A 15,163-nucleotide genomic window follows, 5' to 3' on the forward strand; every position below is an offset into this window, starting at 1 on the left:
TTTAAGAGTTATGGTATAGAAGGTTTTGGTTTTTAAATGATCCGTCCCCCGGGGCGACCGGGATTCGTAATGTTCAGGTCGCCGGTATAGGTATGAAAGTTGACGGTACGACTTTCAAAGCCCCCCACATCGCTCGCGGCAATATACACGCCACGGCGGGTCAGGTGGTTCCGCGTCGACTCGGCGTTCAGCGCACCGACGTTATACATCGTCTGAATAACGTTGGCCCCGCCTGTAATCTTTGCACGAATGGCTTTCAGGCTACTGCCCTTTCGGGCAAACTGCTTCAGCAAATGATCAACGGCATCGGCAACATTGTAGAACTTCCCCGCGCACGCTTGCGACGAGGTCGTAGCTTCGGGCAGCATAATGTGTGCGCCGCCGGAAAGACCAAGCGTACGATCCTGCATAAACAACCCGATGCACGACCCCAGTCCGAAGCAGGTAAAGGTTGCCGCGCTGTCTACCGTCTGTGCATCCCCGATATTCAGTATTACCCGTTTCATGCTGCCGTATTTTTCCGCAGGGCGGCCATGACGTCCTGGCTGATCACCTTAAAGATGTCAATCAGAATAATGAGGCGGCCCTGTACCTTGATAATGCCCCGCACATAATTCGACTCGCTCGTAACATCGGTGATGATGTTCATCGACTCGTCGAAATCCGCCGCGGAGATCGTCAGGGTATTCGGCACCTCACGTACCAGCACACCCATTTTAAAATCTTCGCTTTCGACTACCAGCGTATAGTGATTACCGCTATGCTGGTCGGCCGTACGTTTAATATTGAACTTCTCCTCCAGGTCCAGAATGGCAATGATGTTACCCCGGATATTGGCAACCCCTTTTATATACGGCAATGTTTGCGGTATGCGGGTAATGGTGGGCGTAATCACCACTTCCTTGATCTGTTCAATGCTCAGCGCATACTCTTCATTGCCTTGCTTAAAGACAATGATCTGAAACGAGCCCGCTTTCCTGGCATCGGCCACCGTTTTATTTTGCTCTGTCGCTGTTTCCATAACGCTATATTTTTTGTTTGGGGATGGATTTAGCTGGCTTTGCGAAGCTTGAACTTATTGACACCGGTCTGCAGCTCGGCCGCTACACCCGACAGCTTATTGTTACCCTCCGTAATCTCGCCCATGGCTATATTCATCTGCTGCGACGAGCTCGCCGCCTGCTGCGTACCCGCTGCGGTCTCCTCCGCGACTACCACAATCTGCTCCATGTTTTTCACCACGACATCGATAGACGCCTTCTGACCCGAAGTAGCCTCTTGAATCTCTTTTGAGAAGGTAAAAGTCTGCTGGCTCGAATCGACAATCTCCTGAAAGATGCTTTCCGCCTCGTTGGTGGCTTTATTACCCTCCTTCACGCTTCCTTGCATCATGTCGATGGCCTTACCGGCGGCTTGAGTATCTTTCTGTACGTCGCTGATAATCTTTTCGATTTCCACCGCCGACTTGCGCGAGCCTTCCGCCAGCTTGCGGATCTCTTCCGCTACCACGGCAAAACCACGTCCGGCGTCACCCGCGCGCGCGGCTTCAATGGCAGCGTTCAGTGCTAGCAGGTTGGTCTGGCTGGCAATGTCGGTGATCACGTTCAGCGTGCGGCCGATCTCTTCGGCACGCAGCGTCAGGATATCGATCGACTTCGACGTCTGTTCGGCTGACTCTTTTATACCGGTCATGTTGCTGACCAGCGTCTTCATAATCTTCAACCCGTTCTCGCTGCTCTTCTGCCCTTTCTCCGCCGCCTTGTTGATGCTGTTGGCGCGCTTCTCCATTTCGGAAGAAGTAACCATGACTCTATCGACCAGCTTCGACGACTCGTCGGTACGTTGCGCCTGGTCTTGTGCGCCCTTGGCCATCTGCGAAATGGCGGTAGCCACTTCGTTGGTGTTGCGTTTCATGCCTTCCGTACGCTGCAGCATATTCATCGACGAGCTCGCCACGACGTCGGCATTGCGGCCGATGTTGTACAGCAGCTCGTTCAGGTTGTCAATCGCTTTGTTCAGCGACTGGCCCATATTCTTCACGTCGCCATTGGCAGCCATGGCAAACTTGTTGGTCAGGTCGCCGTTGGCCATCTGCATGATGATCTGGTTGAACTCCAGCATCGGCTCGGCAATAGATTGTAACAAGGCGTTGATGGAGTCCGTCAGCTGGCGCCAGGTGCCCGCGGCATCTTTTATGTTGAGCCGTGCCTGCAGGTTTCCCTCCTGGCCGGCCGTTTTCACAACGTCGTTTACTTTCGAGACAATCTCTCGCAGCGTGTCGCGCAGCGCCAGGTTGTCCTCGATCAGGCGGCCCACGTCACCCGTGGCCTGAATGTCCAGGCGCGCATCGAAATCGCCTTTGCGCAGGTGGCCGGCAAAGTCGCTCACGGCCTTCAGCGCGACCGTGAACTCGGTCATGTCCGTCGCAAACTTCACGACCTTGTACGGTTTGCCTTCGGCATCCAGAATTGGATTGTACGACGCCTGGATATATACCGGCCGGCCCGACTTGGAGACGCGCATGAAGTTGTCTATTAAAAAATCGCCACGGTTCAGGCGCGCCCAGAAGTCGGTATACTCGCGGCTGTTGGCGTATGTACTTTCCACAAAGATGCGGTGGTGCTTGCCTTTGATCTCTTGCAGTGTATACCCCACCACGCGTAAAAAATTATCGTTCGCATGGCGGATCGTGCCGTCCAGGTCGAATTCGATCACGGCGTTCGAGCGGTTTACCGCGTCGAGCTGGCCTTGGGTATCAGTGCTTTGAAGCTTTTGCTGTGTAATATCAGAAGCATACTTCACGATCTTCAGCGCGACGCCGTTGCGGTCGAAGATCGGATTGTACGAAGCTTGCAGCCATACCTCGCGGTCGTAACGGCCGCGGCGACGGAAATCGCCCGAAATATACTCTCCGCGATTCAACCTTGCCCAGAAGTCGTGGTATGCATTACTGCGTGCAAACTCGGGATCGACAAAAATGCTGTGGTGTTTGCCTTTGATCTCATCGAGCGCATACCCCACGGCATTGAGGAAATTCGGATTGGCAAACAGGATCGTGCCGTCCATGGCAAATTCAATCACGGCTTGCGACCGGCCGATGGCTTCTACCTGGGATTTGAACTCCAGGTTAGCTTGTTCCAATTCGGCAATACGATTCTGAAGCTCCTCGCATTCAGCGGCGGCGGCATCGTGTTTGGCAACAGCCGTCGCTGTGCCATTTCCGTTCTCCTGGTTATAGTTCCTGGGCATGTCTATGGTGTTAAAATTCGGTATCGTTACTTGTGAGAGAGAGTGTTTGCACTATGTCGTGAAGGGATCATCGGCTAATTAACGGATAGGTAAAACCGTATATTTTCAAAGCTTCTGACGTTGCGCACCACCTCGGCCGGGCTAGGGGCCTGCGTGTCACCCGTAACGGTATATAGCCGCAGTTTTTGCAGCTGCTCGTCTTCCAGGCGATGTACAAAGCGATACGTTAGCTTGCGCAAGCGCACGGCGTCGCGGCTACTTGGCTTGTTCATACGCAAAAGGAAACCTTTCAGGCTGTTGTCTTTTGTGCTCAGGCGACTCACCCAGTATGGCGCGAGGATGGGAGTGGTATAAAATTGGGCAAAGAGCGAAACAAACTCTTTTGCCTCCGCATGTACAATTTTGCGGGCCTCGTCATAGCTGTTGCGACACTGCGCGGCGGCGGGCAGTTGCTCGTAAAAGTTGTCGCGGTCAAAGAACTCGATCGAGTCGTATTGTGCCATCGCACGGTCGAAGTTCGGCGGCGCGCCGAAGTCCAGCACAAAGCGCTTCTGCAACGAAGGCTGCTGCGGTTTGGCGGCCGTCGGAAATATACTCACCGGGCGATCGGTGGCGCCGACGATAATATCGGCCTGCATAAAGTAATGCGCTACATTGCGAATGTGGCCCGCCTGCATGTGCATGCGCGCGGCCAGCATACCGGCCCGTTGCGCGTCCTGACTTACGATCGTCACGTGCTTACAGCCGTCGGCATACAGACGGTCCACCACGAGGCGGGCCATCTTACCGGTGCCGATCACCAGCACCTTCTTTTCCGTCAGCTCGCCCAGGCGCTGGCGCAGCATATCCAACCCCAGGTCTACCAGCGACACACAGTGCTGGTCAATACCGGTCTGCGTACGTACCTTGCGGCCGATCGCCACGGCCTCGCGCAGCAGACTGTCCAGCAACAAGCCAATGCTGCCGGTGTTCAAGCCTACCTGGTGCGCATGTTTCACTTGCGTGAGAATGTGCCGATCGCCTTTCACCTGCGAGCACAGGCCGCTGGCCGTCGCAAACAAATGGCCAACGGCGGCTTCGGTATTTTTATAAAACTGTACGTAGTGGAAAAGAATCGGATCGCGGAAAAAGAAGTTTATCAGCGGTGTTATATTCTGGCCTACACCGTAGATCACAAAGCGGCTCGACGTGGACACGATGCACACCTCATCAAGATCTTTCTTTAACTGTTGGATATACTGTTTCACACTCGCATCGTCTGTACCAAGCTTTTCACGAACATGCAACGGTGCATTTTCGTGACTGATCTCGGCGCCGAAAATATGTTTCGCCATGGGAGGGTCTTTTAGTATTACAAAGGTATTTTAAAGCCTCTCCAGGCCCCATCAGCGGAACTTAGTATTTTGATTTACACTGTTCTACGTGAAAAAGTCAGTAGAAGTACGTACTGTCTTTTTGAGGCAAAACACGCTTCCACATGTAAGAAAAAATGGGGAAAAAAGAGGTGTTTGATGGGTCCGGGAATCACCGGAGGCCCGGGGGGTATACTACGTACATTTCGGTCCTTACAACCTGCTAAAAATCGATGCAAGGATTTATTGACCAAGTTGCATTTTTCGGCTGATCAGCCGACCCTTCGGATCATTCGGCAGGACTACGCGGAACAGGCTGCCAAACCCGATTTCCGACTCGACTTGCACGTGGCCTTGCAACTTGTCCACGGCTTCTTTGACGATGTACAACCCCAGTCCGGCACCACGCGAGCGCTCGGAGGCTTTGAAGAACATGTTGAAGATATTGTGGTGATGCGCGGCCGCAATGCCGATACCGTTGTCGAGTATATCCATGCGTACATGCTGCCCTTCGCCCACCATCGTGATGCGTATACGTGAATGCGTCTTTGCGGGATCGTAGAAATGTATAGCGTTCGCGATGATGTTCTCCAGAATGATCTCCAACCGGTCGTAGTCGGCAAAGAAAGGAAACGCCTCGTCTGTCTGTACATCGAAGCGGATAGACCGGAACGCGGGTTCTGCCTTGTGTCGGTCGATGACATCCCACACCAGCTTCGTAAAATCGATCTTCTTGCTGTTGGGTCGTTGATAGGAAATACGAGTAAAGCCCACCAGGTCGCGCACAATTTTCTCCAGGCGCGCCGTGCTCTCGTCGATCTTCCCGATATAGCTCAGCAACATCGGCTCGTGCGTCTCCATGCGCATCAGGTTGGTCAGGCCCATGATGGATGTCAGCGGCGATCGTAGGTCATGCGACGCGCTGTATAAGAACTTCTCCATACGACGGTTCACTTTGGCAAGCTCGTCGTCCCGCTCCTGTAGCAGCTGTTCCAACTGGCTACGGCAATCGTCTCCGGTCTCTGTGTTTTCCGTCTCAAATGGTGCCGACATCGGCTTATCCTGGTTATCCATCGCCTCGTTTCTATCGTTTGATCAAAGGTCAGATAAGCATCAGCCCAATTCAATACCGGAAAGTTTGGAGATTGGATACGTAGAAGTACGTAACACTAAAATGCGTAATATTCCGTTGGTAAACACGTCGAGCTTGCGCTCCCCCTCTCTCGCGTCAGATCAGCTCCAGCTGCTGTACTTTTTTGACCAGCTCAATGGCATTTTTGACACCCACTTTCTTCATAAGGTTTGCACGGTGGGTCTCCACCGTACGGGGACTGATAAAAAGCTTGTCGGCCATTTGCTGGCTCGTCAGTCCTTCGGCAATCAACCGGATGATTTCAACCTCACGGGGCGTGAGGCGTATCAGCTCTTCGCGCTGTTTCTTTTTTGTCACAGCATGCGAGTATTTTTTGAAGATCACATCCTGTGCCTGACGACTAAAGTAATTTTTCCCTTGCAACACTGACTTGATGGCGTACTCCAGCTCGGAGCCACTTTCGTTTTTTACCACATAGCCTTTTACGCCGATCTCCAAGCAGCGGCTTACATACTCCTCGTCGTCGTACATGGAAAGAATGATGATGCTGGCCAGCGGATTTTTGTTGAGCACTTCGCGAGCCACTTCCATACCGTTCAAATCGGGCATGGAGATATCGAGGATCAGCAGGTCGGGCGCCAGTGTTTCGAACTGCTCGATGGCCTGCCGTCCATTGGAAGCTTCGCCGATAACCGTGTACTCTTTGTTTTGTCTGATTAGGTTTTTGACGCCGTCACGTACCATCGAGTGGTCGTCGGCAATGAGGATCTTATATCTGTGCATGCGTTAAAACGTTATTCACGGCCGGTGCTTCCGCAATGATTAAAGTGCCCCGGTCCGTATCCGATTCAATGGTTAATTGTCCACCCATAATTTCTGCGCGCTCGCGCATGTTGACCAGCCCGTGCTGGCTCGGCTTCTTTGGCGTAGCCGGTATCCCTCTGCCGTCGTCTTCGATTGTCAGGCGTATCCGGTCTTCATCCTCATGCAGCTGCACGCTGATGAACGAAGGCCGTGCATGCTTCACCGCATTGTTGATCGCCTCCTGTGCGATGCGGTATAAATTGATCTTCTGCGCCTGGTTCAGCCCGATACGACTACCCGACGACTCGAATGCCACCGTAATGGTCGACGAATCTTCAATCTGGTTACAGAGCGAATTGAGACACGTGGCCAAATCAAAATCGCGCAGCTTAGACGGCAACAGATTTTCGGAAATGCGCACCGACTCGTGAATGGCTTCGTCGATCATCTTATACAGCAGCGCAGCATTCTCGTTGCCCTTTACTTCGGCATTCACTTTCATCTTGATGGCATTCAACATCTGCCCCAGACCATCGTGCATGTCTTTGGCAATGCGGCTACGCTCCTTCTCCTGCCCTTCCAGCAACGCCGCCATGCGGCCATTCTCGAAATCTTTTATGAGGCGCTCGTGCTCGATGCGTTGCGAAATGTCTTTGAAGATGATGACCAACCCGGTAAACCGGCCCTTGCTATCGATCACGGGGCTCAGGCTCCCCTCGCCAATCGGCCGGTCGGTACCTTGCCGCGTGCGCAACACCAGGTTCTCGGGCATTGTGTTCACACGCCCGTTGCCCAACATGCACTGAATCGGATTAACGTGCAGCTCGCCGGTCTCCTGGTTTTGTAAGTTCAATACATCGTATAATAATTTACCCTGCGCTTCCGCCAGGGGCCACCCCGAGATCGCCTCGGCACTGGGATTCAGGTAACTGATCGCATAGTACTCATCAATGACCACCACGGCGTCGCTAATAGACCGTACCGTCGAGAAATAACGCTCTTCGCTCCGTTTTAGCCGCATCTCGATGTTGTGTTTATACAATGCCATCTCAATCACAGTAAAGATCTCGCGGTCTTCAAAAGGTTTGGTAAGATACCCGTACGGCTCCGTTACCTTTGCGCGCTGAATCGTTTTTTTATCCGTCAGCGCAGTAATGTAAATTACAGGCAGGTTGTATTTTAGTTTGATGATGCGGGCGGTCTCGATGCCATCGAGATCACCGTTTAGCATGATGTCCATCAACACCAGGTCCGGTCGCTGGCTTTCCATAAACTGCAACGCTCCTTCACCAGACGCTTGTGTGCCGAGCACAATGTATCCTTCGCTTTCCAACGTAGCCTGCAAATGGTAGGCAACGATGAACGAATCTTCGACGATCAGTATCCGCTCTTTTAGCAACATGATGGCTATACTACTCTTTGGTTGAATCGTATTAGGAATATAGTTCCTTTTCCGCGAATAATCTCCATTGCGCCACCCAATTGTTTGGCAAAAATCTGAATCAGCTGCATGCCAAAGGACCCTGCATGGCCCGGTACGATACTCTCGGGAAGTGTGGTGCCATCGTCTCGTACCTGAAGGATAAATGTATTTACATCCCTTTCCAGTGACACTAAAATCGTGCCCTCATCCCTATTTTTAAATGCGTGCTTCATAGCGTTTGTTACAAGCTCATTTACGATCAGCCCACAGTAAATAGCTGTATCGAGATCAAACACGGTTTTGGGGATTTCTGCTTTGATGGTCAACTGCATGCTCTGATTATCGTGAGCTGCCTGCAGGTCGTAAAGCATCTTGCCAAGATAGTCTGAGATCTCCACCTTGTCAAGGTTATTCGTCTGAAGAAGTCGCTCGTGGATGAGTGCAATTGAGTGGATTTTCTTACGCGTGTTTTCCAGGAAATCGCTCACGTCAGATTTCCCCAAAGCAAGTATCTTAATGTAAATGATGGAGGAAATCAACTGTAGATTATTTTTCACGCGGTGGTGGATCTCCTTGATGAGCACCTCCTTCTCCAGCACCGAGGCGATCAGCTTCTTCTCGGTAATCAATTTCTGTGTAATATCGGTTGCAATCGCTACAAACGAACGTCCTTCCAACAGCTGAATGAACGTGTCCACATCATAATACACACCGTTCTTGCGGCTGTGTTTGATCTGCAGTTGAACCCGGTCCGTCTCACCACGCCGCAGTGGACCCAGCAGCGCTTGCAGCGCAAATTCATCCGGATAATAGAACAAATCCGAGAATTTCATACGTGTAAGCTCCTCTATAGAGTATCCCACATTCTTCAGCGCCGAGGTATTGGCGAACTCAAAACGCAACGTATCGATGTTGAACAGGTATATTTCGTTGTAGCTCTCGCGCACAATTTTGTCCAATCGCGCCTGCTCCGCCTCGAGCTTTTTTCGGGCAGTAATGTCGTGACCAATGGACTGTATTTCGTACACTTCCCCCTGCTCATTCCGCAGCGGCACATCCAACCACTCCTGCCATTGGCGCGTGCCATCCCCTAAAATAACATCATGCTGTAACGGCAGCGACTTAGCCGTACCCGCTACAAGCCTTTCTAAAAATTCGAGACGCTCACCATGCATCCGTTCGGGAATAAAATTAAAAACGCTTTGTCCGATCAGGCGTGTGTGATCACTATTAAACATCCGCTCAAAAGCGCGATTCACAAACGTCATCCGCCAGTCAGGGGTAAAACGGCAGATCATTTCCGGCTGATCGTTGACGATCGAACGGTATCGCGCCTCTGACTTCGCCAGCGAATCGGCCGTATCGCGCAGGCGTTTTTCGCTTTCGTGGATTATAAACTCCGCGTGCTTACGATCCTGATCTGCGCGCAGCGCTTCTATGATATAGCCGATCACGATCACCAGCGGCTGCAGCTCCTGCCGGAAAGCATTGCCATACCCACCCGCCTTGTTGGCAAGCCCGATCACGCCTACCTGAATACCACTACGGAGTATGGGGATCCCGATAAACGACCGCAACGGCGGGTAGCCCGGCCGGGGGTCTTTGGAGGGCTTATTCGTAATGACCGTCTCGCCCAGGCGAATCACCCGGTCCAACGGAGAGCCCAGGCTAAAAAATTCTATGCCTGCGCCGGCATCTTCATCACGTTCGCGCGGAATCTCTCCTTCCTGCATATCAATCAGCGCGAACGTGCGCACATAGGGCTGCCCGTCGCGCGCCAATACTTCGCCAATGAAGCCAATCTCACTCTCGGTCAGCGCCAGGATGTTCTGAAGCGCCGTGTCAAAAAAGATGGTAGGCTTGATATCGCGTATAAATTGTAGTTGCGCCAGGTTGATGATCTCCAGCACCTGGTTCTGATTCCTGAGTGCCCGCCGCTTCTGGTAAAGCTCGACCTCGTTGCGTTTCCGCTCGGTGATGGAAAGGGCCACACCCGCCAACGCATACACCTGCCCATGCTCATCGCGCAGCGGGAATTTGATGGCCAGATAGGTCTCGCACTTGCCTTCGGTCACCACTTCCTGCTCGAACTCCTCCAACCGTCCGGTGCTCAACACTGTCTGGTCCGACGACGTAAACACCTCAGCTTGTGAAGGCTCGAACAGATCATTGTCGGTATAGAGCCCGTTCTTCGGCGGTGGCACCTTGATAAATTTATCTTCAAAGAGCTTGTTATAAAACGTATAACGCCCCTGCAAGTCTTTCATAAAGACGATCAGCGGCGCATGGTCGGTAATCTTGCGCAGCAGCTCCTCGCTCTTGAGCATCTCTTGTACCGCCATCTTCAGACTCGTAATGTCCGACTGAACGACCATAAACCCACGTGGCTCCTCGCCCTCGCCTACCAGCGGAATCACCTCGACATCGACCCAATACTTCGCGCCGTCCCTGGTATAATTAATGAGCTCCGTGCGAAACGTACGCCCCTGCCGCAGCATGTTTTCCATGTACGCCACCGTCTCGGGATTGGTCTCCGGCCCATGGAGAAAGCTGGGGACCCGCCCCACCACATCTTCCAGCGTATAGCCCGAGATGCGCTCGAAGCCCTGGTTCGCCCAGGTGATCTGCCCACGCGCATCGATCATCAGAATGCCGTTGCTCGTACGGTTGGCGATCATGCTCAGCGTCTGCAATTCCAGGTTGCGCTGCTTGCGTCGCGTCACATCACGAAACATGCCAATAGCGATGCCGTCGGGCATGAAGGTGCCCATCGCCTCGACGTCTTTGATGTTGCCTGCCGCCGTGATCATCCGAAACTCCACGTGCACCCGGTTCACCGGCTGCGCTGCATCATACATACCTTCTTTGATCTTGTCGTAGATGAGCGGCCGGTCGGGCGCCGCCACATACTTATCAATAAACGCTGCCAATGTCATGCGCAACGGTGCCGCCGGACCTTCTTCCAACAATTCGAGTAGCTCGGCGCTCAGCGTCAGCTCCCCCGTGCCCAGCATAAGCTCGGCAATCGCCGTCTTCGAAAAGCGCATGACCTCTTCCAGGCGGCTCGCCGCACGCTTGCTTTGCCCCGCATGGCCCGGCACAGCCGGATGCGCCGCCATCAGCCAGCAGTTTCTATCTTCATGCATCACCAATGCGGTATGCACTTCATAGGGACGCTCTTGCTCGCGCAGAATATCGTGCACGCAAATGCCGAGGGACTGCTGCCGGCTATATCCAAAGGCAGCCACGGCCGCCTGATTTACATCGAGGATGCGGGCGGTATGGGGTTCACAGATCCACGCGGGGAGCGGGTGGCCGTGAAAAAGATCAGTAGGCTTGTTCTCCACCATTAGAAATAGAAAAATAACGATTATTGGCAACGGTTTTTGTACGTAGAACTACGTAGTTATCAGTACGTATCGAAGAAACATTATATTTGTCAAGCGTACACCAACCTATGAAGACTATATACCGTGCCGTTATAAAACTGTTCGCGATCTGCCTGGTCCTTGCTGCCAGCACAACGCTCCTCTGCGCCCAAGCCACCACGCCGCTCGACAGCACCTACCTCGCTAACCTGGCGACCTTCTCCAAAAATGCGCACAGTCTGGCAAGTGAAATCTGGCCCGGCATGAAGATCGGCCCGTTCTGCATCTTCCGCGTCAACGGCCCCGCCTATATCATGAACCACCCGGCGCCGCCAGAAGCCCGCCTGCTCCACGACAGCATCTATAGCTTCAAACAATCCGACTACGCCCTGGCCGGCACCACTCAAACCCCCATCAACAACCACCTTACCGCCCACAACAACTACGGCCAGCCCATGTACGTCAGCGTAAATCAGTTCTATGCTGAGCTATTCCACGAGCTGCACCACGTGTATCAGCGTACGGCGATCAAACAGTTGAAGTTCGAAAACCTTGCAGACTTACTCACCTACCCGGAAGATCCCCACAATGACGCCTTGCGACAATACGAAAACGAAGCCCTGCTAGAAATGCTCCTCGGACCAGCGGAGAAATTCAATGAGAACCTCAACAGGTTTTACTCATGCCGCACGTTGCGCAAGGCCATCATCGGCGAGAAATATAGTAGCTACGAAAAGAGCGTCGAGTCTGCCGAAGGGCCTGCGACATACTGCGAGTATGCCTATATGAAAAAGTACAGCACCACGGCGACGGAGCAAGAATTTATTCACAAGCGCTTTTATTACTCGCTAACGGACCCTACATACGGTCGCGAAGGTCTGCGCAACAAGCACCTTCTAAGCGGCATGGCGCAATGCATTATCCTAACCCGCCGATTCAAGAACTGGCAAACAGAGTATTACAACTCTGGCATGCCGCTGAATGATTTCTTCTTCTCTAAGTTACCGGCTAAACAAGTGAAGCTACCCACGCTTGCATCCTACGAAGCCAAGGCCCAGTATTTTACCACACAGGAGAAAGAAAAACACGCCCAAAACCTGGCAGCCTTTAACAGTCAACCCGGACGGAAGATCACTTTGATCTTTAAAACACAGCCCGAATTCCGCGGCTTTGATCCGATGCACGCCGAGGCAGTCAACGACAGCTTGATCATTCACTCAACATTATTAAAGCTAGGCAAAGGCACCAACAGTTTTACAGCGATCAATCAAAGTGCGCTTACGCGGATTAACAAGCAGGTTTGGTCTGTGAAACGGGTCACTTTCTTTGTGCCCGACGGTGCCGTTAAGTATGAGAATCAAGTGTTTACCTGTACAGATAAGACTGTTTCTGTTCAATGGGAATACTCGAAACTTGAGGAATCGGGAAACGGGTATATTGTTATCACGACTGAGTAACTTAACTACTTCCAACAGCCATCAAAGCAAGAACTAGGTGATGCATCATCGTACAGGGTGCTTTTTCGTGTAGATGCCTGTCTAATACATTGTGGTGGGCTTCCAATTCTTGCGCTCTTCGAATGGCATCCTGAACACTATTCAAAATGGCCGGTTTAACTATAGGTATAAATCTTTTTTTTGGCTTTAAATGCTTTTTATAGGTAAAATCATCCCAATTCCTAATCCTGATCAGCTCCGGATTTTCAGTCGGTAGCGTTCGGAATATCTCCGTCAGTCTATTATAATATTCTTCACGAGATAGATTAGCTACATCATCGGGATTTACGTCCCTCAAATGAAGTAATATCCATAACTCAAACGCATCATTACTCCAGGCAACTCCTAATCCTCTCCTTTGCGCAATAAGAATAGACTGATCAAATGCGACATCAAGTTCATCGGCATCATTTTCATTTCTATCCCGATCAAATACGCACCAAACATGAACTCCATCCGCAGACAGCTTTTCATCGTCACCGGTGCCGCGAAAAAAATCGTGTCTTCTGCAGTGAGCAATCGCCTTGCTGACATTACGGAAATCACTCTTCTGTCCTCGTATTGGGTTAATTTTGACTCTTTCGTTCTCCAAGTGTTGCAAGTATTCGATCTCACTGTCTTCATCCTCACAAAAAATAACAAACGTAGCAACTTTATCCGGCGTCCTTGTGTCAACCTCTTTGATATTCCAGTCGGCCATCGCTTAAAAAGATTTATTTTGGGGCCTCTCCGGAATATCCACTCTATTCTCCAACGCCAACATGTCCTCCAGTTTAGGAACAGCACCGTAAAATCCGGCTAAATATTGTTTAGCAAAGTCAGCATCATTTCGAATCCCCTTTAAGTCGGCTAACGAATACAATCGCGTTGATTCGTCCTGCCGCTTCTCGGCAAAGTAAAACTGGTCTCTTCGCATGATCTCAGGAGACAATAGGTTTGTATCGTGGCTTGTAAACACAAGTTGTATATTCCCTTTATTCACATTAGGATTATTCATAAGCCGGATAATCCTCAATAACAGTGATGGATGAAAATGACTATCGATCTCGTCAATTATAATTAGACCAGCAAGCTTCATTCCAAAAGCCCGTAAGAAGACTCCAGCAAGGTCAAACAACTTCTGTGTTCCCTGCGACTCGTTATATTTTAAATTGAGGCGTATTCGACGAATATTATGATTCGCATCCTCATACTCTTTAATCAAAGTTATTTTCTCATGTGGTAATGCTTCAAAAGGTCCTTCTCCAGGATCTCGATCTATTTCAATATCGGAGTATTTCAAATTAAACTCAGACAAGAACTGCAAAAATTCATACGTTCTTTTCTCCAATTCAATCACACGTAGAGAATTCTTTCTAAAAGGCTCATACCCATCTGTGTAATTGCAAATAGCCCTAGCAGTTAAGTTTCTTCGTACAACAGCACATATCCCATCCGCATCAAAGGCACCTGCATATGTCAGGAATAAATTATGATCAACGGAAAGATCTGGTATCGCCTTGTTATTATCAAGTTTTTCCTTGTTGACAACACCTTTCTCACGCGTGAAAAGCTCAACCATATTCTTTTCTTTCTGTCCAAAGAGCCACTCACTAACAATTATCTCGCTACTTATAGATACCGAACCGGTATCATCGTTTATACGAACTATTATTCCAGGGTTTTTTTTGACAGTAAATCCATAACGATACTTTTTTTCTTCAATCATTAATACAATCTGAAAAAATGATTCCCGATCTATGGCATCATCCTCGTACAAAAATGGATCACATAGTAAACCCAATCTTGATTCATTACTAGTTTCGGTTCGGATCGCTTTCAGAAAATAATCAAGTGCCTGAATAATGTTGCTCTTGCCACTTCCGTTTGCGCCATAAATTCCAACGGTTTTTAGCAAACGCAAATCTCCTTCTTGAGCAATATTATTAACATCAACATTCTTGTATTCATCAGGGCTTTTGAGACCCGTTGCAACAAAGCTCAACGTCTGCAAATCCTTGATAGATCGGAAGTTTTTAACACTGAATTCGACAATCATTTTCGGAAATTTGTCTATTTTCCGCAAAATCACAAAAAAAAGCCTCATTATCAACAACATTTTCTTGAAATCCTCAATAACCTCAAGAATTTAGAACTATCGTGACACTGCCACTAGTTGTATTTTAAATTCGCCGCCCATCTTTCCGTACGGCGCCTGACCCTAGCTTGTGACCGCAGCCAGTAAGAGGTTAGCACCGATCGCAGAATCTAATTGTATAATCTCATTTAACACCAAATCTTTACTCCGCTCGCAAGAAATTTCAAAATTTATTTATCATTCCAGTCACTCGCGGTCGTTAGCAACAAGATCATTTCCGCCAGCATTCCCTTCTGTAAAT

At 50.5% G+C, this 15,163-nt stretch carries 11 protein-coding genes; 1 reads left to right on the forward strand and 10 read right to left on the reverse strand.

What is annotated here, in order from left to right; all coding sequences use genetic code 11:
- Positions 1-32 precede the first annotated feature (32 nt).
- The 8 genes from KK062_RS14440 to KK062_RS14475 form a co-directional block, all read right to left on the reverse strand.
- Entirely contained in the window at positions 33-506 is a 474-nt protein-coding gene (locus KK062_RS14440; protein ID WP_254085018.1) for a chemotaxis protein CheD, read from the reverse strand.
- On the reverse strand, positions 503-1,021 hold the full coding sequence (locus KK062_RS14445) for a chemotaxis protein CheW (protein ID WP_254085019.1): 519 nt from the start codon (positions 1,019-1,021) through the stop codon (positions 503-505). The genes KK062_RS14440 and KK062_RS14445 overlap by 4 nt, the downstream gene beginning before the upstream one ends.
- A gap of 29 nt (positions 1,022-1,050) precedes the next feature.
- Positions 1,051-3,249, reverse strand: a complete 2,199-nt coding sequence (locus KK062_RS14450; RefSeq protein ID WP_254085020.1) for a methyl-accepting chemotaxis protein — start codon at positions 3,247-3,249, stop codon at positions 1,051-1,053.
- 74 nt (positions 3,250-3,323) lie between these two features.
- Complete coding sequence (locus KK062_RS14455) at positions 3,324-4,583, reverse strand: NAD(P)-dependent oxidoreductase (RefSeq protein ID WP_254085021.1); 1,260 nt, start codon at positions 4,581-4,583, stop codon at positions 3,324-3,326.
- A 261-nt stretch (positions 4,584-4,844) separates the two neighbouring features.
- Positions 4,845-5,675, reverse strand: a complete 831-nt coding sequence (locus KK062_RS14460) for a sensor histidine kinase (RefSeq protein ID WP_254085022.1) — start codon at positions 5,673-5,675, stop codon at positions 4,845-4,847.
- Positions 5,676-5,829: 154 nt separating this feature from the next.
- Complete coding sequence (locus KK062_RS14465) at positions 5,830-6,477, reverse strand: response regulator (protein WP_254085023.1); 648 nt, start codon at positions 6,475-6,477, stop codon at positions 5,830-5,832.
- Positions 6,464-7,900: a response regulator gene (locus KK062_RS14470; protein WP_254085024.1), complete on the reverse strand. Its 1,437-nt coding sequence runs from the start codon at positions 7,898-7,900 to the stop codon at positions 6,464-6,466. Before KK062_RS14470 ends, KK062_RS14465 begins: the two co-directional genes overlap by 14 nt.
- A gap of 5 nt (positions 7,901-7,905) precedes the next feature.
- The gene (locus KK062_RS14475) at positions 7,906-11,301 is read right to left on the reverse strand and encodes a PAS domain S-box protein (RefSeq protein WP_254085025.1); all 3,396 of its coding nucleotides are present in this window, start codon (positions 11,299-11,301) and stop codon (positions 7,906-7,908) included.
- A gap of 77 nt (positions 11,302-11,378) precedes the next feature.
- Here KK062_RS14475 and KK062_RS14480 point away from each other — a divergent pair, with 77 nt between their 5' ends.
- Positions 11,379-12,746: a hypothetical protein gene (locus KK062_RS14480; RefSeq protein WP_254085026.1), complete on the forward strand. Its 1,368-nt coding sequence runs from the start codon at positions 11,379-11,381 to the stop codon at positions 12,744-12,746.
- A 1-nt stretch (position 12,747) separates the two neighbouring features.
- Here KK062_RS14480 and KK062_RS14485 read toward each other — a convergent pair whose 3' ends face one another.
- Positions 12,748-13,485, reverse strand: coding sequence for an RloB family protein (locus KK062_RS14485; protein ID WP_254085027.1), 738 nt, complete (start codon positions 13,483-13,485; stop codon positions 12,748-12,750).
- A gap of 3 nt (positions 13,486-13,488) precedes the next feature.
- The gene (locus KK062_RS14490) at positions 13,489-14,823 is read right to left on the reverse strand and encodes an AAA family ATPase (protein ID WP_254085028.1); all 1,335 of its coding nucleotides are present in this window, start codon (positions 14,821-14,823) and stop codon (positions 13,489-13,491) included.
- Between the last annotated feature and the right edge of the window lie 340 nt (positions 14,824-15,163).

The sequence above is a fragment of the Dawidia cretensis genome (assembly GCF_018598175.1).
GTDB classification, from domain to species: domain Bacteria; phylum Bacteroidota; class Bacteroidia; order Cytophagales; family Cyclobacteriaceae; genus Ohtaekwangia; species Ohtaekwangia cretensis.